This is a genomic window from Sediminibacillus massiliensis, assembly GCF_900156915.1.
Classification (GTDB): Bacteria; Bacillota; Bacilli; order Bacillales; family Amphibacillaceae; genus Sediminibacillus_A; species Sediminibacillus_A massiliensis.
This window is the reverse complement of record NZ_LT732535.1, coordinates 2452697-2476513: the sequence shown is the minus strand read 5'-3', so window position 1 is coordinate 2476513 and position 23817 is coordinate 2452697. Positions and strand designations below refer to the sequence as shown.

At 43.0% G+C, this 23817-nt stretch carries 15 protein-coding genes; 9 read left to right on the top strand and 6 right to left on the bottom strand.

Annotated features, from left to right (window positions below):
* Nucleotides 1-34: 34 nt before the first annotated feature.
* Together CZ434_RS13015 and CZ434_RS13010 are read right to left on the bottom strand one after the other, a co-directional pair.
* Nucleotides 35-1729, bottom strand: coding sequence for an HsdM family class I SAM-dependent methyltransferase (locus CZ434_RS13015; protein ID WP_179107267.1), 1695 nt, complete (start codon nucleotides 1727-1729; stop codon nucleotides 35-37).
* A gap of 63 nt (nucleotides 1730-1792) precedes the next feature.
* Nucleotides 1793-2119, bottom strand: a complete 327-nt coding sequence (locus CZ434_RS13010; protein ID WP_077623540.1) for a winged helix-turn-helix transcriptional regulator — start codon at nucleotides 2117-2119, stop codon at nucleotides 1793-1795.
* A gap of 141 nt (nucleotides 2120-2260) precedes the next feature.
* On the opposite strand from CZ434_RS13010, the gene CZ434_RS13005 reads away from it, so the two are divergent.
* The 6 genes from CZ434_RS13005 (at nucleotide 2261) to CZ434_RS22200 (ending at nucleotide 9796) form a co-directional block, all read left to right on the top strand.
* A complete protein-coding gene (locus CZ434_RS13005; protein WP_179107266.1) occupies nucleotides 2261-3082 on the top strand; it encodes a VOC family protein in 822 nt (273 codons plus the stop codon).
* Between the two features lie 135 nt (nucleotides 3083-3217).
* Nucleotides 3218-3874 (top strand): type 1 glutamine amidotransferase domain-containing protein, encoded by a 657-nt coding sequence (locus CZ434_RS13000; protein ID WP_077623538.1) that lies wholly within the window; start codon nucleotides 3218-3220, stop codon nucleotides 3872-3874.
* A 158-nt stretch (nucleotides 3875-4032) separates the two neighbouring features.
* A complete protein-coding gene (locus tag CZ434_RS12995) occupies nucleotides 4033-5457 on the top strand; it encodes an alanine/glycine:cation symporter family protein (RefSeq protein ID WP_077623537.1) in 1425 nt (474 codons plus the stop codon).
* An 849-nt stretch (nucleotides 5458-6306) separates the two neighbouring features.
* Entirely contained in the window at nucleotides 6307-8196 is a 1890-nt protein-coding gene (locus tag CZ434_RS12990; RefSeq protein WP_077623536.1) for an ABC-F family ATP-binding cassette domain-containing protein, read from the top strand.
* Nucleotides 8197-8294: 98 nt separating this feature from the next.
* Nucleotides 8295-9536 carry an aminopeptidase gene (locus CZ434_RS12985; protein WP_077623535.1) on the top strand — a complete coding sequence of 414 codons (1242 nt, stop codon included), beginning with the start codon at nucleotides 8295-8297 and terminating at the stop codon, nucleotides 9534-9536.
* Between the two features lie 89 nt (nucleotides 9537-9625).
* Nucleotides 9626-9796, top strand: coding sequence for a hypothetical protein (locus tag CZ434_RS22200; RefSeq protein WP_179107134.1), 171 nt, complete (start codon nucleotides 9626-9628; stop codon nucleotides 9794-9796).
* 82 nt (nucleotides 9797-9878) lie between these two features.
* Here CZ434_RS22200 and recQ read toward each other — a convergent pair whose 3' ends face one another.
* Entirely contained in the window at nucleotides 9879-12035 is a 2157-nt protein-coding gene (gene recQ, locus CZ434_RS12980) for a DNA helicase RecQ (RefSeq protein WP_342745690.1), read from the bottom strand.
* A gap of 196 nt (nucleotides 12036-12231) precedes the next feature.
* Between recQ and CZ434_RS12975 the strand changes: the two genes are divergently transcribed.
* Nucleotides 12232-13092, top strand: coding sequence for an SDR family oxidoreductase (locus tag CZ434_RS12975; RefSeq protein WP_077623534.1), 861 nt, complete (start codon nucleotides 12232-12234; stop codon nucleotides 13090-13092).
* Nucleotides 13093-13154: 62 nt separating this feature from the next.
* Here the strand turns inward: CZ434_RS12975 and CZ434_RS22655 are convergent, their stop codons facing one another.
* Nucleotides 13155-18218 carry a rhamnogalacturonan lyase family protein gene (locus CZ434_RS22655; RefSeq protein WP_077623533.1) on the bottom strand — a complete coding sequence of 1688 codons (5064 nt, stop codon included), beginning with the start codon at nucleotides 18216-18218 and terminating at the stop codon, nucleotides 13155-13157.
* A gap of 636 nt (nucleotides 18219-18854) precedes the next feature.
* A complete protein-coding gene (gene brnQ, locus CZ434_RS12965; RefSeq protein ID WP_077623532.1) occupies nucleotides 18855-20141 on the bottom strand; it encodes a branched-chain amino acid transport system II carrier protein in 1287 nt (428 codons plus the stop codon).
* A gap of 323 nt (nucleotides 20142-20464) precedes the next feature.
* Here brnQ and CZ434_RS12960 point away from each other — a divergent pair, with 323 nt between their 5' ends.
* Nucleotides 20465-22333, top strand: a complete 1869-nt coding sequence (locus CZ434_RS12960; RefSeq protein WP_077623531.1) for a cation:proton antiporter — start codon at nucleotides 20465-20467, stop codon at nucleotides 22331-22333.
* A 41-nt stretch (nucleotides 22334-22374) separates the two neighbouring features.
* Here the strand turns inward: CZ434_RS12960 and CZ434_RS22195 are convergent, their stop codons facing one another.
* Complete coding sequence (locus tag CZ434_RS22195) at nucleotides 22375-22542, bottom strand: SE1832 family protein (protein WP_179107265.1); 168 nt, start codon at nucleotides 22540-22542, stop codon at nucleotides 22375-22377.
* A gap of 128 nt (nucleotides 22543-22670) precedes the next feature.
* On the opposite strand from CZ434_RS22195, the gene CZ434_RS12955 reads away from it, so the two are divergent.
* Nucleotides 22671-23534, top strand: a complete 864-nt coding sequence (locus CZ434_RS12955) for a GNAT family N-acetyltransferase (RefSeq protein ID WP_179107264.1) — start codon at nucleotides 22671-22673, stop codon at nucleotides 23532-23534.
* Nucleotides 23535-23817: the final 283 nt, after the last annotated feature.

Genomic DNA, 23817 nt, shown 5'->3' with positions numbered 1-23817 from the left:
AAGATTTTGACCCGCCATTAAGAATGGCGGGTTTTCATGTTTTTGCGGATTGTCCCATTAATGCCAAAAAAAGTCGGTTGAGCTTGTCTATTTCTGCCTGAGGATTTCCGGATGCCAATTGGATTTCCCTTATTTTGTTATACAGTTTCCTGATAGCTGTCGAGTCGGATTCTCCGACTTTATCAATATCGATCACCATCGTTTCTTTCAAATCATTAGGTTCCAGCTTTTTTAATCCATTGCCGTATTCTCTGTGACTGGCTGCCAGTAAATCCCGTGCGATATCTGTCATGAAAAAGGCCATCAGCAAGTCCGTCTTTTCCTTGTATGGAGGTTTCACATACAAGCAGTGAAAAGGTGTCAAATTGCGGATTCCTGCCTCATTGCGGATAAACTTGGCCTCGCTTCTGTTGAACGTGGAGACGAGGATATCGGCAGGCTCTCTGTTTTCATTTTTAAACCATGGACTCCTCCGTTTTGTTAAATAGCGCTTATGATAATCGTTTCTTTCCCCATGGGTTATGTAACGCTTCAACTTGTCATCGGCCAAATCAGCTTCCTGAACGTGCAACAGCTTAACTGCTTGGTCTTTGTGTATTAATTGTTTGTGCAAATCGGTAGTCATAAAATTGCCGGATACCTGACTCGCTTTTGACAAGACAGGCACGAAATACTGGTTTGGCAATTTCCATTCAAGCCTTTTCGATTCCGTGAAGCAGAAGAAATGGTTCGCTCCTGTTGCAATTCCTCTGTTTATCCGAGCAAACTGGTCTAACGTGCAGACGTTTGAATAATGGTCCGGGCGCTCCGGCTGATAATATTTTCGCCACTTATCACCTGGGTTCATGTCTTTGTGCTTGCGGATGCTCCCAAGCGCCGGCATGTTATAGAAGTTTAATACATAAGCTTCCAGCTTTGATAAATCATCGCTCGTGGTCATGGAGACAAATTCTGTCTGTGTGGTTTGGTGTTTGTTGTCGAAAAAGAATATTGCAGAAGTCGTGGCAGCCTGGTCGAACCAGCCTACCTTGAAATCCGTGACAGCAACAAGCTGAAGATTGTTCTGGGATAAAAGATATTCCTTGATCTCGGTACCATATCTGGCATTCAGAAAATCGGAGGGAATAATAAAAGCAGCACGGCCGTTTTGCTTTAACTGTGTCAAAGCTTTGATCATGAACAACACATACATGTTGGTAAACCCGGACAACTTTAAGCCAAGCTTGTCGTGGAAAAGGTTCAGGTATGCTTGTTTTTGCTCGTAATGTTTAAAGCGGATATAGGGAGGATTGCAAATGACTCCATCGTAAGCCGCTTTCCAATCGGAGTATAAAAAGTCTTCCTCATATAGACGGATATTGTTCTTGTTGGAAAACTTCTGCTCAGCGTAAGAGAGGATGAAGGGTTCTATTTCAAAACCGTCCACGGTGACATTTTCGGGAATATCTTCGATTAAATCACCGAGTCCGAAGGCGGGGTCCAAAACTGTCCGGCAGTTTTCTGAAGACAGTACCCAGTTCGCCATCAAACGTGCCAGAAAGTCCGGTGTGAAATATTGACCGAATTTTTTCCTGTGTGTATTAGATGACCTTTTCAAATAGGATTCTTTCAATCGATTAGCGTGTTCTTGTTTCAATGCCAGTATCCCTGCCTTTTTATCAATTGGCTTATCATACAAAAAGCCGCTGCCTTTACGGAAGCGGCTGTTATCTATCGAATCATCCTGCACGGCGGCCAGCTGTCACAGACGTGAATTCCCATCAGCTTTGGAGAGTCGGCAGTATCAAGAATATTATACGTTGTTCTCTAATTCTTCCGCTGTCACCCAGTTTTCGGACCAGCTTTGAATTTCTTTGATGACAGGTTTTAAAGCTTTCCCTTTGTCAGTTAGTTGGTATTCAATCCTGACAGGAAACTCTGAATATATTTTTCTTTCAACGATTTGTTCTTGTTCCAGCATTTTCAGACGGTCTGAAAGCAATCTGCCGCTGATAGGGAGGTCTGTTTCCATTTCGGAAAAACGTTTCGATCCTTCCAGCAGTTCAAATAGGATGAGGCCGACCCATCTTTTTCCGAATAGCTGCATCGCCTTTTCGAATTTAGGACATAATTCCTGCATTGTAATCACCCCTGCTTCTTCTAATATATCTTATTATGGACGAGTATGAAAGGAGATATTGACAGAAATTTATTACTAATATACACTTACTTACTAAAAGTAACTGATAATAGAATAACATATAAGGATGGTATAGTAAATATGAACCAGGACAAATTGGAATGTTTCCGCATCGATCATATCGAATTAATAGTCCGAGATTTAGAACGATCATTGGATTTTTACCTGCAGATATTGGGTTTTGCTTTAATGGAGAAATCTGATGGTAAGGCAATTCTGGGGGCTGGAGGGAGGAAACTGGTAGAGTTGACAGAATATCGATCCGCTCCTCAACCGACAAGGGGGATGACGGGTATTTATCATTTTGCGATTCTGGTTCCGGGCCGTGAACACCTTTCTGCATTCCTGGAACATATGCTTCAAGTGAAATATCCTCTTACAGGAGCATCCGACCATCTTTTCAGTGAGGCTGTTTATTTGCAAGATCCGGACGGAATCGGTATCGAGGTGTATGCGGACAGATCCAGCAAGAGCTGGTATGATTCGCAGGGAAATATCAAGGTTGCCACAAACCCGTTGGATGTAGAGGACTTGTTAACACATGGCGATCATGCGTGGAGCGGTTTTCCTGAAGGCACCATAATCGGTCATTTGCATTTTCATGTATCGGACATCCCGGCGGCAAGGCATTTTTATGTCGAAAAGCTCGGCCTTGACAGTACGATCGAATTTGGCGAACAAGTGCTGTTTGTGTCGGGAGAAGGATATCATCATCACATTGGTTTAAACACTTGGCAGGGGACAGGGGCAAAAGTACCCGATCATGTTGTTGTAGGCTTAAAAAAAGCTTCCGTACAAGTCAGCAATACCGATTTACGGAACCTCATAGATAAAAAAATCTTGGATGCAGGGACATTAGAAGTAATCGATCCATTCGGCATCCACTATCAATTTTCCTCATAAATAGAGATGGGCACTTTTTCCGATTACGGAAAACGGTGTCCTTTTTTAATCGGCCCCGGGCAAATTTGAAGTTTAAAAATACAAAAAAGATGGAAAAACATAAACTGAAACAGCCTTATAAAGGAGGCAGAAGTGATGGCAAAAAAAGTACTAATGATTGTGACTGGCGCTCAACAGATGGGCGATCATCAAACAGGTCTATGGTTATCTGAATATGGCGAACCATTCAGCGTATTTGAAAAAGCAGGCTTCGATATAACGGTGGCAAGCCCTGAGGGGGGTAATGTACCGTTGGATCCAAACAGTTACGAAGACGAAGCGCCAGATGAGTTGGAAAAACCGGTAAATTTACTGGAAAATACCGAAAACCTCGGTGCGCAGGATCCTAGTCAATTTGACGGTGTTTTCTTACCTGGTGGTCATGGAACAATGGTAGACTTTCCAAACAATAGTGCCATGCAGACGATTTTAAAAGAATTTGCTGAAAATAATAAGCCGATAGGTGCTGTCTGCCATGGGCCAGCCGGATTTGTGAATGTTACACTTTCCAACGGCCGCAAACTTGTTGACGGAAGAAGGGTCACGGCCTTCACGAATGATGAAGAACAGCAGATGAACCTGATGGACCAACTTCCTTTCAAGTTGGAAAGCAGTTTAAGAGGGGAAGGCGCAGAGTTCACTAAGGGTGAATCTTTCTCCGATTATGTCGTGACAGACGGCAACCTCATAACAGGTCAAAACCCGCAATCAAGCATTACAGCAGCTAATGAGTTCGCGGATCTGTTAAAATAACCTATTTGCAAATAGGATTATTATACAGGGGGCTGTCCCGGATGATTGGGACAGCCCTTTTAGTTTTTGAAGGAAAACGTGTAGAATAGACAAGGTGATTGTTTTTTAAGCAGACATGCTTAAGAGAATTAGACAATCGACAGGGTAGGAGGAAAAGTATGTTTGAAGACTTATTAGGCGGGATTAATGACTTGTTATGGGGCTATGTATTGATTGCCGTATTGATCGGGCTTGGTCTGATTTTTACCATCTTAACGCGATTTGCACAGTTTACATACATCCCGGAAATGTTCCGCGTTTTATTTGATAAACGGACAATCAGTGCTAAAGGAAAAAAAGGAACTTCTGCTTTCCAGGCATTTACCATAAGTACGGCATCCAGGGTCGGAACGGGAAACTTGGCAGGTGTTGCATCTGCCATTGCAGCAGGTGGACCTGGAGCCGTGTTCTGGATGTGGGTTATCGCCCTTTTAGGTGGAGCGACCAGTTTTATCGAGAGTACGCTTGCTCAGGTATATAAGGTTCCTGACAAAAACCAGTATCGCGGAGGCCCTGCATATTATATTGAAAAGGGCTTGAAGAAACGCTGGCTTGGCATTGTGTTTGCAGTAATTATCACATTTACCTACGGGCTGGTATTTAATTCTGTACAATCAAACACGATCAGGCTGGCATTCGAAGAATCCTTTGGGATCAATCCTGGTTGGGCGGCAGTAATTTTGACTATTTTAACTGCGCTTGTCATTTTCGGTGGACTTAGAAGTATCGCCAGAGTCACTCAATTCATCATACCGATAATGGCCATATTATATGTTTTGCTTGCACTCTATATTTTGGCGGCTAACTATGCGGCAATTCCGGAAATGTTCCAGTTGATCTTTCTAAATGCCTTCGGTCTAAGGGAAATTGCCGGTGGTGGATTTGGTGCCGCGATCATGATGGGGATAAAGCGAGGACTGTTCTCGAATGAAGCCGGAATGGGTAGTGCACCGAATGCAGCGGCGACTGCGGAGGTGACACATCCAGTTAAGCAAGGTCTTATTCAGACTTTGGGAGTGTTTATCGATACATTGGTGATATGCAGTGCAACAGCACTTATCATTTTAACGACAGAAGGGTATGCAGGCAGTTCCCTGCAAGGAATCCAGATTACCCAGAGTGCTTTCGAAACGCAAATCGGGCCATGGGCATCCGTTTTTGTGGCAGTTGCAATCTTTCTTTTTGCCTACTCTTCCATCTTAGGAAATTACTATTATGGGGAAACCAATATCCAATTTATTAAAAGCAGTAAAACAGCTTTGACAATTTATCGTGTTGCCGTGCTTCTGATGGTGATATTCGGAGCGATGCAGACATTTGATCTTGTTTGGAGCATGGCCGACTTATCCATGGCGATCATGGCGCTTATCAATCTATATGCGATTGCCATGCTATCCAAAGTGGCATATATGGCATTACAGGATTACCGCCGTCAAAAAAAGCAAGGGAAAGACCCAGTCTTTTACAGGGACCATCTCGAAGGTGTTTCCGGTATGGAATACTGGGGCCGGGACCAGACGTCCTATAAAGAAGGCGGTAAATAAAGAAAATGAAAAGAGGAAGAAGCAAACCGCTTCTTCCTCTTTTCGCGTTCCTCGTCCATCATTCGTTAAAGCAGCAATTACCAACCCACCGAGAATATCCCTTTTGAAATGTGCGACATAATGAAAATTCATTCAAGGGAGACTTCCTCTCGTTCTGATTATAAAGACTGGTATGGCCTCGCTGCGGCAGAACACTTCGCTTTCCATGGGCACGGCCTCAGCCTCCTCAGGAACGCTTCTTGCGGGGTCTTCGGACACGCGCTTTTCCTATAGGAGTCTCCGTGTTCTGCCTTCGCTGGTAAGAGTTCTCTGAATCTTGGCTGGAATATGCCATGTTAGACATATTTTCGGACCACTTCTCACTTAATCAGATGAACTATACCAAGCTGCGGAAAAATGCGAGACTCCAGTGGGAAAGGAACAGTCTGAAGACCCCACAGTGATGCGTCTGCGTCTTCTAGTATCGCTTCGTAGTAAGCTTCCTCGACGCATGGTTTTCGGTGGGACGAGTAACCGCAGTCCCAAAAGGTCTTCGGTGGGACGAGTAATCGCAGTCCCAAGGGAGCAAAGGAGCCTACTCAAGTAGTACCCTGGCTGAAGCGTTCCCCACGGAAAGCGAGTATTTTTCCGCAGCGATGTCTCACCACTCAATCCGAAAAGGATGATAGGAATCCACAAAAAGTTATGTCGCAGTTTTTATGAAAGAAAGCAAAAATAATAATATTAAAAACCAGACCAGAATTATAGTGCCTGAGCGCCCGGTTGTTTCAACTTATTGGCGATTCCTTTATAATTGAATGGATGAGAAGTTGCTATGGAAATATATCAAGGCGCTAAAGGGTGAAAATAGTGAGTTTAATAACTGTAGAAGATTTATATAAATCATATGGCGACAAAGTACTCTTTGACCATATATCTTTCACAATCGAGGCAAAAGAACGTATCGGACTGATCGGTGTCAATGGTACAGGCAAGTCTACTTTGCTGAAGGTGATTGCCGGCATTGAATCAAAAGAAAACGGCACAATTAAACATGCCAACGATTTCCGGGTTGAATACTTGCAGCAAGAGCCTGAATTAGACCCTGAGCTTACCGTACTCGAGCAAATTTACTATGGGGAATCTGTCACAATGAAAACGATGAGAGAATATGAATGGACCCTGAAAGAGCTCGAGAAAAACCCCGAAGATGCCGACTTGCAGGAAAAACTGCTTCAAGCCCAACAACGGATGGAAGAGAATGAAGCATGGGACGCCAACACTGCTGCCAAGACCATTTTGACTAAGTTGGGTGTCGGGGAATTCGACAAGCAGACAGCCAATCTCTCCGGTGGTCAGAAAAAACGGGTTGCAATCGCCAGGGCTTTAATCCAACCAGCTGACCTGTTGATCTTTGATGAGCCCACAAACCATTTGGATAATGCAACAATTGAGTGGCTGGAAAGCTATCTGCCTCAATACAACGGCGCAATTATACTGGTCACGCATGACCGGTATTTCCTAAACCGAATCACTAATCGCATTTATGAGTTGGAAAAAGGCCAGCTATATACTTATGAGGGCAATTATGAATTGTTTTTGGAAAAAAAAGCAGAACGGGAAGCATTGGAAATTCAACAGGAACAAAAGCACCGGAACACTTTGCGACGTGAATTGGAATGGCTGAGAAGAGGGGCGAAGGCTAGATCTACAAAACAAAAAGCGCGAAAGCAACGGGCCGAGGAAATGAAACAAATGAAGTTCGATACGAGCCAGCAGCAGTTGGATTTTCAAATTGGTTCCTCACGGCTCGGGAAGAAGGTTCTAGAACTTGAATCTGTTGGAAAGTCTTATGGAAGCCAGGTACTTATAGATGATTTCAGCTATCTTGTAACACCAGAAGACAGGATAGGCATCATTGGTCCGAATGGTAGCGGCAAGACGACCTTGTTGAACATGATGGCAGGCAGAACCGCTGCTGATAAAGGTACTATCGATATGGGGCCGACAGTGAAAATAGGTTATTATACCCAGGATCACGCTGAGATGGATGAAAATCTGCGTGTGGTGGAGTATATAAAGGAACAGGCAGAAGTTGTCCACACAGCCGGTGGCGACATCGTTACTGCGGAACAAATGCTGGAACGTTTCTTGTTTCCCCGATCACAACAGTGGACTTATATCCGCAAGCTTTCAGGCGGGGAGCGCAGACGTTTGTATTTATTGAGAGTTCTAATGGAGGAACCGAATGTTTTATTCCTCGATGAGCCGACAAATGACCTCGATACCCAGACACTAGGTGTACTGGAGGACTATTTGGATCAGTTTCCGGGCGTTGTCATTACTGTCTCGCATGACCGGTACTTCCTTGACCGGGTAGTAGACCGTTTAATCGCATTTGAAGGCAAACCAACCCCGCGGTTGTATTACGGCAATTATACCGATTACCTGGATGACGGAAAGGTCAATCAGCAAGCTGCTGTCGCAAAGCCTGAGAAAGAGCAGAAGAAACTGCCGAAAAAGAAGAAAAAACTATCCTATAATGAGCAAAAAGAATGGAACGAAATCGAAGATAAAATCACTTCTCTGGAGGAAGAACTGGAAGAAACAAAACAGGGAATAAATGAGGCTGGAAGCGATTTGGACCAAGTCCAGAAGCTCTTTCAAAGACAAGAAGAGCTTGAGCAGAAATTGGAGGAAGCAATGGAACGCTGGACCGAGCTTTCATTGCTGGTAGAAGAGCTTGAACACAACAATTGAACATGAATCGTAAGAAAATTGTTACTTTGCTGATTTTATGAAATAATAGAACTGGTAAAATTTAGAGACCTTTGGTCGAACATTTGGAGGGGATCAAAATGGCAGAACGCAAGAATCTTGAGAAGTATGCAGAATTGGCATTAAAGACCGGCGTTAATATACAGGATAATCAGTCAATTATGATTAATGCTCCGATCGAGGGAGCTGACTTCACCAGAATCGTAGTCAAGAAGGCTTATGAACTGGGTGCCAAAAATGTGCATATTAATTGGACAGACGATGAGATCAATTTATTAAAGTATGAGAATGCACCTGAAGAAGTTTTAACGAATGTACCGCAATGGCAGGTGGATAAATACGTTTCATTTGCAGAAGAAGGGGCTGCGGTCCTTTCCATTCGCTCAACAAACCCAGATCTATTGAAAGACATCGATGCGGGCAGAGTGGCTAAAGCTGCAAAAGCAAATGCCGAAGCGATGAAGGAATTTAGAAAATACACAATGAACGACCGAATTCCCTGGTCGATTATTTCCATTCCGACCGGCGATTGGGCTCAAAAAATTTTCCCGGACAAGTCAAAAGAGGATGCGGTTGAATCCCTATGGGAGCAAATCTTCAAAATTGTCCGCGTTGATCGGGAAGACCCGATAGCTGCTTGGAATGATCATAATGCCACTTTGAGAAAGGCCCGTGAATTCCTGAACAAAAAACAATACAAGAAATTGATATATAAGGCACCGGGCACCGACCTTGAACTGGAACTTCCGGAAGGACATATATGGAAAGGCGGCTCGGCAAAAACTGAAACAGGCAGGGATTTCAATCCGAATATGCCGACGGAGGAAGTTTTCACCCTTCCACACAAGTACGGTGTCAATGGCACTGTTTCAAGTACTAAACCATTGAATTACGGCGGCAATTTGATTGATAACTTCAGTCTTACTTTCAAAGATGGAAAAGTGGCCGACTTCAAGGCTGAACAAGGTTATGATACTTTGAAACACTTACTCGATACAGATGAGGGAGCACGCCGGCTCGGGGAAATTGCACTCGTACCTCATGAATCACCGATTTCCCAGTCAGGTTTAATTTTCTACAATACCCTTTACGACGAAAATGCTTCCTGTCATGTAGCCCTCGGAAAGGCTTATCCGACAAGCCTTGAGGGTGGAGCGAAGATGGATGATGAACAGCTTGACAAGCACGGTGTCAATGATAGTCTGACACATGTTGATTTCATGATTGGCTCTGCAGATCTTGATATCGATGGAGTGACAGCAGACGAGAATTCTGAGCCTGTTTTCCGAAAGGGCAGCTGGGCGTTGGATTTCGATGCTTAAATAATACTGTGGTTTGAAGTAGACAAACCGGGGGTAAATTCTTCTTATAAGTTCGGTTATTTCGATAAAATACCGAAAGGAGAATTTACATGGTAAGGCGTAATGAAGGAGAATTCATGGGTTTTCAAACAAACCCCAACGAATTTGAAAAGTGCAGTAATTGCGGAAAGCTTCTTACAAGCAAACAGGAAGAAAAAGTGAAACTTTGCAAAGAATGTCAGGAGCGCCATAAACAAAGTGATATCAGTAACAGTATATAAATAAAAAAGAGGCAGTCCACCCGGGACTGCCTCTTAATTTTATTAAAGAGAGCTCAAGTTAAATAAAACTCCCGTTTCAAAATTACAGTAACATGCCATGCTTTATGAGAACTGATTTGATAATTGTATAATTGAATTCCGTTGGCAGTGCCTCTTTCAATGGCTTTAATTTCGGCTCATCAATCTGGGCACGGACTTCAAGTACTGCTTGCTCCTGTTCTTCATTAAACAACCGATCCCATGGGATGGGACTACCTTCTTTATAAGCTTTAAAGAGGTGGTTGGTGACTGTCTGGGTTGTTATATTGCGTTTGGTTGCGACAGTTTCAATGGTTTCTCCATCGATGAAAAGGTTATAACTGATAAGATGGCTTGGTGCGTCATCTTTTGGTTGTTTTTTCGTAAAAGAAGGTACTTGTTCCATTAAGCCGTCTGCTTTGGCCTCAGTCGTCCTGGCTTCCTGTTCACACCAAGGCTCTACAGCCTGTAAGAACACTTCCCCATATTGCTCGTACTTCCTGTTGCCGACCCCTTTAATCTGAAGCATTTCATGTTTGTTCCTAGGAAAATATCGGCACATTTCTTTTAGGGTGGCATCAGAAAATAACACATAAGGGGGGACTTTTTCTTCCTCGGCTATCCGTTTTCTAAGCTGCCTTAACACTTCAAACAGTTCCTCATTGTAATCTTCTGAAATTGGGCTTTTAACAAATCCGGTTTGTATCATTACCTGTTTTTGGCCTTTAAGCACTTCGGATGCCAGGCCGGTTAATTTTAAAATGGGATAACGGTCTTCCCCGGCGGAGAGGATATTTTCTGCTACCAGAAAATGAATAAAGCTGGTTATTTCTTTTTCCGTGTATGCAGACATCAATCCATAGGTTGACAGCTGATCAAATTGGAATTCGCGAACCTTTTTATCTTTGGAACCTTTTAACACTTTGGCAGTCATTCCGGCGCCAAAGCGTTCACCCATTCTTTTAACACAAGAAAGCACCATTTGGGCTTCTTTCGTCATATCTTCTTGTTCCCCATCATTTAAGCAATTGCTGCACTTTCCACAATCCGCTTTGACAGAGTTGTCATTAAAATAATGAAGGATGTACGTTTGCAGGCAAGTATTGGTATGACAATAGTTAATCATTGCCTGCAGTTTTTGGTATTCCTTTGTTTTCTTGTCTTCAGCCATAAGCGATTGTTCAATCAGATACTTTTGTAATTGAATATCCTGTCCGCCAAACAGCAGAATACATTCACTGGGCTCACCATCCCGCCCGGCGCGTCCTGCCTCCTGATAGTAGGATTCAATGTTCATTGGCAGCGAATAGTGAATCACATACCGGACATTCGATTTATCTATTCCCATTCCAAATGCATTTGTTGCCACGATAATTGTTTTTTTGTCGTTAATAAAATCATTCTGCTCCTGCTTACGGATGTTTTCGCTTAGCCCTGCGTGATACTTGGCAGCATTGTATCCTTTTGCTTTGAGCAGTTGATGTACGGTATCTGTCTGTTTTCTTGTTGCAGTATAAACGATACCGGCTTCCTGTTTTCTTTGTGTAACATAGTCGAGCAGAAAATCCTGTTTGTTTCGCCCTTTAACCAGGTGGAAGGAAAGGTTATCCCTGGCGAAGCCTGTGTTAATGACATGGTCGTCTTTTACATGCAGCAGGCGGCGGATATCTTGTTTCACTTCATCTGTGGCAGTAGCCGTCAAAGCAACAATTACTGGCAAATCTTGGATTTGCTCAAGTATGGGTACGATTGATCTGTAACTTGGCCTGAAATCATGCCCCCATTGGGAAATACAGTGAGCTTCATCAAAAGCAATCAAAGAAAGGGGAATGGATTCAATCGATTCCAGGAATATAGAAGATTCAAAACGTTCAGGAGCTACATAGACAAACTTGTATTTTCCTTGTCTGAGCTGATGCATTCGTTGATGAAAAGATTCGGTATCTAGTGAGCTGTTAATATAGGTGGCTTCTATTCCCTGGGAAGTTAAGGAATCTACCTGATCTTTCATTAACGAAATAAGCGGAGAGATAACGATTGCGGTTCCTTCCATTGCGAGTCCGGGAACTTGATAACATAGTGATTTTCCACCACCGGTTGGCATGATAGCCAATGTATTTTCTCTATTGACAACAAAGTCAATTACCGTTTTCTGACCTGGTCTGAAAGTTTGGAAACCAAAGTAATCTTCTAAAATTTGCTGGGTGCTTTCAAGCATCATTCTAGTCATCCTTTATCTATCAATATGATCAAAAAAATTTGTTAATTTGCTGATTGGGATAAGCTTCTTTTCTATCCTAACATGTTTTGCACACTGGCAGGGAGGACGTAAAAATGCAAGTTCTATATTGAAAGCGTTTAACTTTTAATAATACAGGGGAAATTTAGGGAAAGATATAACGGAAAGGAGATTGATTATGACAAATCAAAAACCAAAGAATATTCCTGCACAGCACCAAAATCAACAGCCTGGCATAGAGTCGGAAATGAATCCTTTACCACAGTTCAAGGGCAATCTGGCCGGTTCTAAACGAATGGAAGGAAAAGCTACCTTGATTACAGGCGGGGACAGCGGAATAGGAAGAGCAACAGCTGTGGCCTTTGCCAAAGAAGGTGCGGATGTCGCTATATCTTATCTGAATGAGCATGGAGATGCCGAAGAAACGAAGCGGCATGTAGAAAAAGAGGGAGCTAAATGCTTGTTGATCCCTGGAGACATCGGTGATGAACAATTTTGTAAACAATTGATCAATCAGGTGATCGATCAATTTGGCAAATTAGATGTCCTTGTGAACAATGCTGCTGAACAACATCCCCAGTCCTCCTTAAAGGATATAAGCACAGAACAACTTGAGAAAACTTTCCGGACCAATATTTTTAGCATGTTCCATTTAACAAAAGCAGCATTGGAATATATGAAAGAAGGGAGCTCCATTATTAATACGACTTCTATTACGGCATATAAAGGGGCTCCGACCTTAATTGATTACTCGGCTACAAAAGGTGCCATTACCTCCTTTACACGTTCCTTATCCCAATCCTTGGCTGAACAGGGAATCCGTGTAAACGGTGTTGCACCCGGTCCGATTTGGACGCCATTAATTCCTTCTACATTTGACGAAAACGGGGTCGAAGGATTTGGAAGTAGTGTACCGATGAAAAGGCCAGGTCAACCTGACGAATTGGCTCCTACCTATGTATATCTCGCTTCTGATGATTCTTCCTATGTATCAGGTCAAATATTGCATGTGAATGGTGGAACTGTAGTAAATGGGTAATTTAAATAAGAAGGCTGCCGTTAAGGCAGCCTTCTTAAATGTAAATAGTAGATTAAAATTGACTATTTTTCAAGTGATTGTGCAAGCTGGTGAAGCACCTCAGCCTCATTTTCTGTGAAAAGTTTCCCTGTTTTGGCCTTTACCTGATTCATGTAAGCACCAAGTTGGTTGTTGTGGGCCTTTGTATTTTCTTTTTCAGCCGATTTTTCAGCGACCCTTAGTTTTGAGATTAAACCGTTCACGTTACCATCGGCAAATTGTTCTGTCAAGGAGCCAAGGCTGCTGTAATCCACTTCTATATTGATTTCTAACTCTTCGCTGGAAGTGTTTCCGGCTTTATCAGTTGCCTCTGCTTTTAAAAGTTGGGCACCAAGTCCAAACGAATAGGCTGGACCATCCCACTCTTTACAAGTTGAACTATCGACCCCTGATAAATCGTCCTCCGCTTCACATGTGATTGTTACATGGTCAGAAACGGAGAATATAGTACCGTCTTCTGCCGAGAAAGTGATAGTTGGTGCTGTCTTATCAATCGATATGGTAAGTGTCTTTTTATTTTCCACATTCCCATTGCTGTCTTCACTCCAATATTCTACCTCGTGTTTCCCATCATCCTTAATTACCAGTGTGTTACCGGTCTGTTGTTTGCCATCAACAGTATAGTAAGTAGCGGCAACATCTGTTTCATCGTCTGCAGCAGACAGGTTAATGGTAACTTCCTTGTTATACCATCCGTTTGTCTCTTTCTGTTCAATGGAATGTGTGGTGATTGGCGGTAATTCATCTTTATGTTTCACTTTGACAACATCGATAGAAGGAAGAGCCGGTTCTGTCATTCCTTCTCCAATGAAGAAGCTAGGATGCGGCGGCTGGTTATAGCCGACGTTTTGCCATGCAACAGCGGTTCTGTATTGTGGATCATGCATCAGAGTAAAAATCTTGTGGTCTGAACTTTCTGTAGTCATATATACTCGTAATGCGCTACTGTCTTCGGTTCTCCATATAGCTTCTTCCCGCCAATCGCCAAATAAATCGGCTTGCAGTGCAGGTGTCCCTTTCGTTGAATTGTTTGAAAGAGTACCCTCCGCTTTTAAAAGTGTTTTTGTTTCCTTGTTCTCGTAGTCCCATTTTTCGATGGTACCGATTCCTGTACCCGCAGCCTCATCCCACTCATGATTCAGTAGCTCACGGAGCGGGTCGCCATCCCACCAGATTGCAAAATTGGCACTAGGAATCGAATCGGAGATTTTCTCACCTTCTGCAGTATGCAACCCTCCGGTTGTACTGTTCCATGCACCATCGACAGCCCATGCTTCGGCGCCTTCATTCGTCGGGTCTACATCAGCTGCTAAACCTCTTCCAGTGTCTTGGCCGGTTTCTACTCCCCAAATAATTTCACCGGTTCTGGCATCCCGCATGTCATAACCATAAGGGGAATCAGTATGTTCTTGTGCTGAGAAGATTTCCAATCCTTCACGGCTTGGTAGGAAGTCGCTGACGTGTAATGCATCACCATGTCCCAAACCCGAGTTATACAATCCAGTGCCGTCATCGTCAATAGTGATTTGACCATAGACAATTTCATCTTTTTGATCATTATCGACATCTGCAACACTCAGGGAATGATATCCTTGACCTGCCCAATCGCTGTACCCTTCGTTATTTGTATCAAATTTCCACTGCTTAGCAAGTTTGCCTTCTTCAAATGTGTAAGCAACGACAACTGATCTCGTATAGTAGCCGCGTGCCATAATAAGACTTGGTGTTTCTCCGTTCAAATAGGCAACTCCAGCAAGGAAGCGGTCCACTCTGTTACCATAGCTGTCACCCCAGGAGGATACATCACCACGTGGAGGGTCGTAGTCCACTGTATCAATGGCAGCTCCTGTCGCACCATCAAAAATGGTGAGGTATTCATCACCTTGTAAGACATATCCACTTGTATATCGATGATCTGCGTTTTCTCTGCCGATGACATTACCTTGACCGTCAATTGTGCCGTCGGCAGTTTTCAATGCAATCTCTGCCTTGCCGTTGCCGTCGAAATCATAAACGATAAACTGGGTATAGTGGGCTCCTGCCCGAATATTTACCCCGAGATCCATCCTCCAAAGTTGAGTACCGTCCATTTCATAAGCATCCAGATAAACATTTCCTGTATAACCTGACTGAGAATTATCTTTCGAATTGGATGGATCCCATTTGACGATAATCTCATATTCACCGTCACCATCTAAATCACCGACACTGGCATCATTTGCTCTGTATGTGTATGGGTCACCTAGTGGCGTTTCCCCGTCTTCGGGTTTGTTTAATGGTATATCGAAAAAATTGTTTTCCAATACTTCTGTCTTACTTCTCGATCCTTTCGGTTTTCCATCTACAATTGGGTGAATCTCATAGACTGAGTTTGAATTTCCACTCTCGTCAACAAAGTTTGTCCTGTCTGTTAAAGGCTCTTTTGTAAGCAGCTCGCCATCCCGGTAAATATTAAAGCCAATTTCGGCAGGGTCTGTGCCCAACATTCTCCAACTGATAAGCACGCCTTCATCTGTTTTCATGGCAACAGGTGCTCTGTCAATGTCCTCCATTTGCTTTTGCAACTTTGTCACAGCTGGAGTTTCCAAGGCTGATGACTGTTCAGATATCCCACCGGCATTTACTGCCGCAACTTTGTAGAAATATGGAATGGTAGTCAAAACTGATTTGTCAGTAAAGCTGTGACCGCTTGTCTGGCCGACAAGTTTATAGTCACCGTCTATATTTTCCGCCCTGTACACAAGATAAGATACAGCGTTTTTGGATTCGCCCCAGCTAAGGGTTATGTCATTTTTATTTACATCGCCAAGTGTGAGGTTTTCAGGAGCTTTTGGCGCTTCCTGTGACTCGTCAATCATTTTGACGACTAGTGGAACTGACGGAACTGTTTCAGTATCAACATTGTCAATCGTCGTGACGGTATATTCATATTCCATTCCAACCGATACATCTGTATCTGTGTACGATGTTTCAGTAGTGCTGTCGATTAAGTCTGTTTTATTGGATCCTATCGTTCTTCTGTAAATATTATAAGAAGATGCTCCTTCGGCGGCTTTCCAGGAAATTGTCGCAGAAGCGTTAGTTGCTTCCAAAGATTGATCTTCTAATGTTAATTCAGAAGGTGCCAATAGAATTGGTGTTAATTCCAAACCGTTAGCAATACCGGTGGAACCTCCGAAATGGACATTCATTTGACCATCAGTTATGGCTACTTCCGGTATCACTTTGTTTGTGGATCCTTGTTTAGGAGCATTAACCGCTCCATAACCATTTCCCTCAATGGATAGATCGGTCCTGGCACTGCCAAGAAAGTCTCCAACATGGACCTTTACAGCATATAATCCATTCGGTACATCGACATTGAAATCCCAGCCGACAGAGAAATAGCCGATCCAATCACGGAGCAACTTGTCGCCGCCGCGGTCACGGTGTATCACTCCTTCGTTGCTATCCAGGCCATAACCTCTTTCTTTTGTATATAGTGTAGATGGATTGACTTCGGTATATCCATCCGCAACGGGAGAATCTTCTGGTCCGAAATCATACTTATATGAAGCCTCTTTTGTAGTGACTTGAATGATATCAGATTGTTCCGATTCGCCTTTTGCGTTCACTCCTGTAACGAAAATATCATACGTTTTTCCTTCATCCATTCCTGTCATGTTCAGTTGAGGTATTGTTGAAGTACTAATCATCTTGAACTCTGTTTCCTCTTTCAGTTTTCGGTAAATCCGATATATATCAGCATTCTCTACAGCTTCCCAAGTAAGGACAGCTCCAGCATTGCTTATATTGGAAACAGTTAGTCCTGCAGGTTTGTCTGGTACGTTGTCTGGAGGTGTTATATCAGCCACGTAGTTTGCGAGAGGTGTATCGAGTTCTTTTATCCCTCCTGAAAGCAGCCTGGCAATTTGAATGGCGCCATACTCCTGGAAGTGTGTATCATCAGCTCTACCATCAGGATAGGCCTCGTATACGCCTGGATCAATATGCATGAATACGGAAAGAGTTCCTTCAGGGCCGATTTCGTTGTAATACTCGCGGCTCAGGGTACTTAAATCGACGAGTAAAACATCCAATTCTTCAGCAACTTCTTCCATGCCTTGTATATATTCGGGGAAGCTAACATTGAATTGTCCTGTATCAGGGTTAAAATCGCGCCTACCGACTGGAGTTATCAAAATAGGAATGGCCCCGCGCTGGCGTACTCCTGTTACATAAGTTTTTAAATATTCCTTATAGTCCTCTACAGGTGTATATCGGTCTGGAACACTTGCGGTAGAATCATTATGTCCGAATTGAATTAGTAAGTAGTCATCTGGCTTGATTTCTCGTAATATCGTATCTAATCGGCCTTCCGTATAAAAGGTCTTGGAGCTTCGTCCGCCGATTGCATGGTTTTCTATTGTCACCTCTGATTCAAAAAAACGATCAAGCATCTGTCCCCAGCCTGCTTGTGGTTTCCAATAGGGGTCGTAAGTTTGAGCGGTAGAGTCGCTTGCTGTGTAAACCGTCGGGTGGTCAGAGGCCGATCGTTCCGGAAGCTTTATAATAGATATGGCATTGATCTTTGGATCGGTTCCGGTTAACTCGATAGACAATTGTCCATCAATTAAAGCAATCTCAAAGTCACGGTCTGTAACCTCCCCTGCCTTCAAAGATGTGTTTTGGACTTTTTGAATGGATTCCGCCTTCACACCAAAGTCAGTTGTATCTTCCTGGTCACCGACCGTCACCTGAACGCGATAGTCGCCATTCGGAAGGTCCACTTGGAAAACGGTATCCTCTGAATAGGAAACAAAATCTCTCTTTAATGCATCCTCTCCATCCCGACTCTCTGCTGTCACGTTCTCTAAGTTTGAAAAACCATACCCTTGTTCTTCGGTATAGCTTGTTGCAGGTGTGACTTGCAAATATCCTTCTGCAACAGCACTGTCTTCATTTCCAAAATCAAACAATTTCTCTACATTAGTTGAGTCCTCCGCTGCCGAAACATTGATCGGACTTAAGGGCATACTTGTAATAGCCAGAAGTACGCAGAGAAACAGTACACAAATTCGTTGGATTGATGTTCTCCCCTTTGTCATTTGCAAAATATCCTCCCGTTATTATAAATAGTCAGTCAGGGAAACATATGTACATTCTTGATAGATTTACTTTCCTTTATTTATCATTCCCTGCAAACGTAAGCAACTGTAAAATACTACTAACCCTCCTCCCTTTTAATTAAAGCGCTTACATAAGCAATGCTAGCACAGGTATTTTGAAAAAATATGGAAAAATCAGACACTAATGTTTAAAAAAAAGAGGTTTCTTCGACGTAAAAACCGATCACTAATTCGATGTTCCTAACCAACTTGTCGGTTAATGTCTAAACTAGCCCATAATGCTCTCAGGTATTTTTTACTAAGCCCGAGTTTTGAAGGCAAAGGAAATCCGATTTATCCTTGCTACTCCTTAGTTGTTATTTTAGAAACTCTCTGTTTCTGTTTTATTAACAAACACAACTGTTTTTTCTCTAATAAATAACAGAGTGTGTTGCTATAATTTTGTGAATGCTTTATAGGCAAAAAAAGAGGGCTGTTCACCTGAAACAGCCCTCTTAATCAACTACTGAAATATTTAAGCTAGCACTCATCTGTAGAGCAAGTCACACTAAATTGCGTCTAGTTACCAGTCTGTGATTTACTATTTTCATTGGTGATTCTCTTAGCGGATAGCCGTCATTTATGATCGATAAATCCGCCGATAGCTCCACCTACTACAGCCGGAAGAAGCCATCCAAGACCGACAGAAAACAGCGGGAGTTCTTCCATTAAAGGCTGGATGGCCGCCATTGGGAGTCCGAATTCTACAAGCCCTTGATAAATACTGACGACAGCTGTCAGCAGGATTGCTCCCCGGTAGACCAGTTTTGAACCAGAAAACCATTTATCGATAAAGGATAAAATCACGAGCACGATAGCTACAGGATAAATAGCTACCAATACAGGTACAGAGATAGCAATGATTTGATTAAGTCCGAGATTTGCTGCCAGGAAACTGACTACAGTAATAATCAAAATCACTTTTTGGTAACTTACTTGAAATGTCCTGGAAAAAAACTGTCCACATGCCACAGTCAACCCAATGGATGTAGTGAAACATGCAAGTGTGACGATAATTCCCAGTAATAGCAATCCAAAATCTCCATATATTAACTGGGTGGCGCTCGACAGGATTTGCCCTCCATTTTCGAAATTCCCCTGGGTGGACATCTTTGCACCGATCCATCCGAGAGAACCATAAACAAGGGTCAAAGCAACGCCTGAGATTAATCCGGCTTTTATGGTGGACATTACCATTGTCCGGTTATCTTTAACACCTCTTTCCTGGAAGGCTGTTACGACAATAATTCCGAACGCCAGAGCGGCAATTGCATCCATGGTCAAGTAACCTTCGACAAACCCTTTGAAGAAGGGTGCTGTCTGATATTTTTCGATAGGAAGCTGCAGTGGCTCGTCTAGAAGAAAAAAGCCTCCTATGCTGAGAGCTGCGACAGCAATCAATAAGATAGGTGTCAGCCATTGTCCGACCCGGTCCACAATTTTAGAGGGATTTGCACTTAACAAAAGGACAAGCCCAAAGAATACTGTGGTGAATAATAACAATAATAAATCACCCTCTATTAAAGTGGGTGGAACTATCGGAGAAATCCCCATTTCATAAGCGACATTGGCGGCTCTCGGGATACCGAAAAAAGGCCCGATGGCCAAGTAGATAATGGTCGTAAATACAATTCCGAAGATTGGATGGACTCTTTTTCCCAACTCTGTCGCATCATTTTTTACTAGTCCAATTGCAGCGACTGCCAGAATGGGCAGTCCGACACCGGTGATGACAAAGCCGGCAATAGCGGACCAATAAGAGGTACCTGCCTCCAAACCGAGGGTCGGAGGGTATATTAAATTCCCTGCGCCGAAAAACAGAGCAAAAAGCATAAAGCCTATGAAAAAAGTGTGTTTAGTCAAAACATAAAACCTCCAAGGTGAACAAAAAACAACGATTTTTCTATTATTAATGGGTAGATATAAAACCGTCAGTTGGTTTTTTCAGAAATTTATAAATAGCAGAACTATACTATCAGCGGCTCTATCATTTGTCAATCCGCGTTTTATTACCATATTTTATCCAGTACAAGGGTAATTAACCTGTCGTTTAGTAAGAACCGATAAAGGGAAGAAAGAGGAATCAGTGTTTAGAATGACTGCTTATGGGAACGTCTTATCCAGAATTACAGTATCTACAGGCAGTTGCTGCTGTAAACTTATAAAATACAGAAGGGGGAAAAAGGATGTCTGATTCCCTTTTATTTGAATTTATGATCATAGGCCTGCTTGGCCTTGGGTCCCAGTGGCTTTCCTGGAGATTCAGAATGCCTGCAATCGTGGTTATGTCGATTGCGGGTCTGCTTGCCGGACCAATCCTGGGGATAATGAACCCGGAACAGGATTTCGGAGAACTGTTCCAGCCACTTGTCTCTGTGGCGGTGGCCATCATTCTTTTTGAAGGAAGCCTGAATCTTCATTTTAAGGACATAAGAGGATTGGGTGGCCCTGTCTTCCGGATTGTTACCATCGGGGCATTCCTCAGTTGGATTTTCGGATCGTTGGCTGCACATTATGTTGCTGGATTGTCATGGGCCGTTGCATTTGTCATCGGCGGGTTGTTCATCGTAACAGGCCCGACAGTCATCCTTCCATTGCTTAGGCAGTCCAAACTAAAACCAAGGCCTGCCAAGATATTGAAGTGGGAAGGGATCATAGTCGATCCGATCGGCGCTCTTCTCGCAGTGTTCGCTTTCGAAATTATTGTCTTTATAACCGGAGAAAACAATGATATCACTTCTTTATTGTTTTTCTTTTTGGCTTCCATCTTTGCCGTTCTTCTCGGTTGGGGATGTGGAAAAGGAATTGGCTGGATGTTTGAAAGCGGCTATATACCGGAATTCCTAAAGTCTCCAGCGGTGTTTGTGGTTGTTATCGCCTGCTTTACGATTTCTGATGAAATCACACATGAAACAGGTTTACTTGCAGTCACGGCCATGGGGATGACACTGGCCAATATGAGGATTTCTTCAATCCAGGATATGCGTCATTTCAAAGAGAACATATCCATATTGTTGATATCTACGATTTTTGTTATGTTGACAGCGTCACTGACAAGAGAAACATTGATCCAGGTATTTAATTTTGAAATAATCGGTTACGTGTTGCTGATGCTCTTCATCGTCCGTCCGCTATCTATTTTGCTATCCACAATAAAAACCGATTTATCCAAATCGGAGAAATTGTTGGTAGGCTGGATTGCGCCGAGAGGGATAGTTGCATTGACAGTCTCCGGCTACTTTGCATCTGTGTTATATGACGAAGGTTTTGAAGATGCTGCATTGGTTACTTCGATAACGTTCGCTCTAGTGTTCTTTACAGTGGTGGCCCATGGGTTCTCCATTGGCTGGCTGGCAAAGAAACTGAACTTGTCGGCAGAAGGGCGTCCTGGCGTAATGATTATCGGAAGCAATAGTTTTACGGTAGCATTGGCTAAGATTTTTGCTGAATTGAAAGTGCCGTCTGTCCTTGTCGATTCCTCTTGGGAACGACTCGGTAAAGCCAGAAGGGCAGGGATATCCTTCCATCGAGGTGAGATTCTTTCAGAGCAAACAGATTACCGATTTGATATGACACCGTACGAATATTTAATTTCCGCAACGGAATTTGATTCATACAATGCACTTGTCAGCACGACCTTTGTACCGGAATTCGGGCGAAGCAATGTGTTTAAATTAAGCATCCAGAGTGAAATCGGAGACCATGTGGAAGATCTGGACCCGACGATAGGAGGAAGAGTCCTCTTCTCGGAAAGGGTTTCTCTGGAAGATTTGATCAACAAGATAGAAGGCGGTTATGTTCTGAGAAAAACAAACATCACCGGGCAATATAAGTATGAAAGGTATTTGCAAGAGCGGGAGGAAGATACAACCTTGTTGTTCATCTTAAAAGCATCAGGAAAGATTGATTATTACACAGAAGAAATTAAAAGAAAAGCCGAGCCTGGTGATACGGTTGTAAGTCTTACCCCGCCGAGTAAAGAGTTTAATAAAATCAAAGCTAAAATCGACGACCAGAAAAATAGCCAAAGTGTGACTGCTAATCCAGAAACCTAATTGGAAAAACCCGGACAGCATTTCGTTGTCCGGGTTTCTGTTTACAGCTGTTTATTAAGCTCTGCCAATTCTTTTTCCATTTCTTCCAGCTGCTTTTCTGCATTTACTGTATTGCCGCCTACAGAATCGAGCTTCTCGATATCGGACTGAATCCTTACATAATCAGATTTCAGTTCTCTGATCCTGTCCTCAATTTCTTTTTTCGTCATCCGTATCACTCCTTATTTTAAAGCCTATGCCAATTACCGTTTCCAGTCAATAACACGTTATGTATAATATAATACATGCATATAAACTATTGTGTTAGTAACTTGTTTAGTTGAGGGGGATGGAAGATATGGAAGTGTTACTTAACAGCAATCCAGAAGATTTCTGTGAGAAGGCCGAGCCTTTACTGTTACCGAAAGAAGCGTGCAATAATCTGGCTTTGGGGTTACTGAACCGTCTTAAGGAAAATGTCCAGGGGCCAATGGAAGCTAAACCTTATTTGGGAATGGTGAAAAAGAAGGGAGAATTAATCTATATCTTTCTTCAGACCCCTCCGAATAATTTAATTCTTCCTGAAGTAGCAAATGCGGACGAGGCTGTATATGAGAAAATAGCTGAATACTTACATAAGCAGGGGATTGTGATACCAGGAGTGCTTGGTCCAAAAAAGGCAGCGTTAGCCTTTGCGACGCATTGGAGAAAATTGACAGGGGAAGCCTTTGAAGTGCATATGGAACAACTGATCTATCGACTTGAGAGTGTGAGTGTCAGGGCGGTGGATAAAGGCAGAGGCAGCTTGAAAAGAGCTGACAAAGAGCATCAAAATCTCATCATGAAATGGCTTGTTCTGTTTGGGCAGGAGGCTGGAGAGCCGATATTGGAAGTACAGGCGGAAAAAATGGCGGACAACTTTATCTCGACTGGTTCCTGTTATCTCTGGATGGTAGATCACAATCCTGTTGCAATGGTGAACCAATCGAGAAAATCAAAGAATGGCGTAACCATCAACGGAGTATATACCCCTAATGAGCACAAGCGAAAAGGATATGCAACAGCAGCAGTCGCAGCTCTTTCCCAGCAGTTGCTTGATCAAGGCTATTCATTTTGCAGTTTATATACGGATAAATCGAATCCAACTTCTAACAGTATATACAGTAAAATCGGCTATCAGCCGGTTGGAGAGTCCATCGTCTATCAATTTCAAACGACATAGTGATGTAACAAAAAAGAGCCAGCAGAAACCCTGTAGCTCTTTTTTTATCGTAATTCAAGTAGTCCTCTCGCTGACGCCGTGCCCAGNTCATCTTAAAAGCATCAGGAAAGATTGATTATTACACAGAAGAAATTAAAAGAAAAGCCGAGCCTGGTGATACGGTTGTAAGTCTTACCCCGCCGAGTAAAGAGTTTAATAAAATCAAAGCTAAAATCGACGACCAGAAAAATAGCCAAAGTGTGACTGCTAATCCAGAAACCTAATTGGAAAAACCCGGACAGCA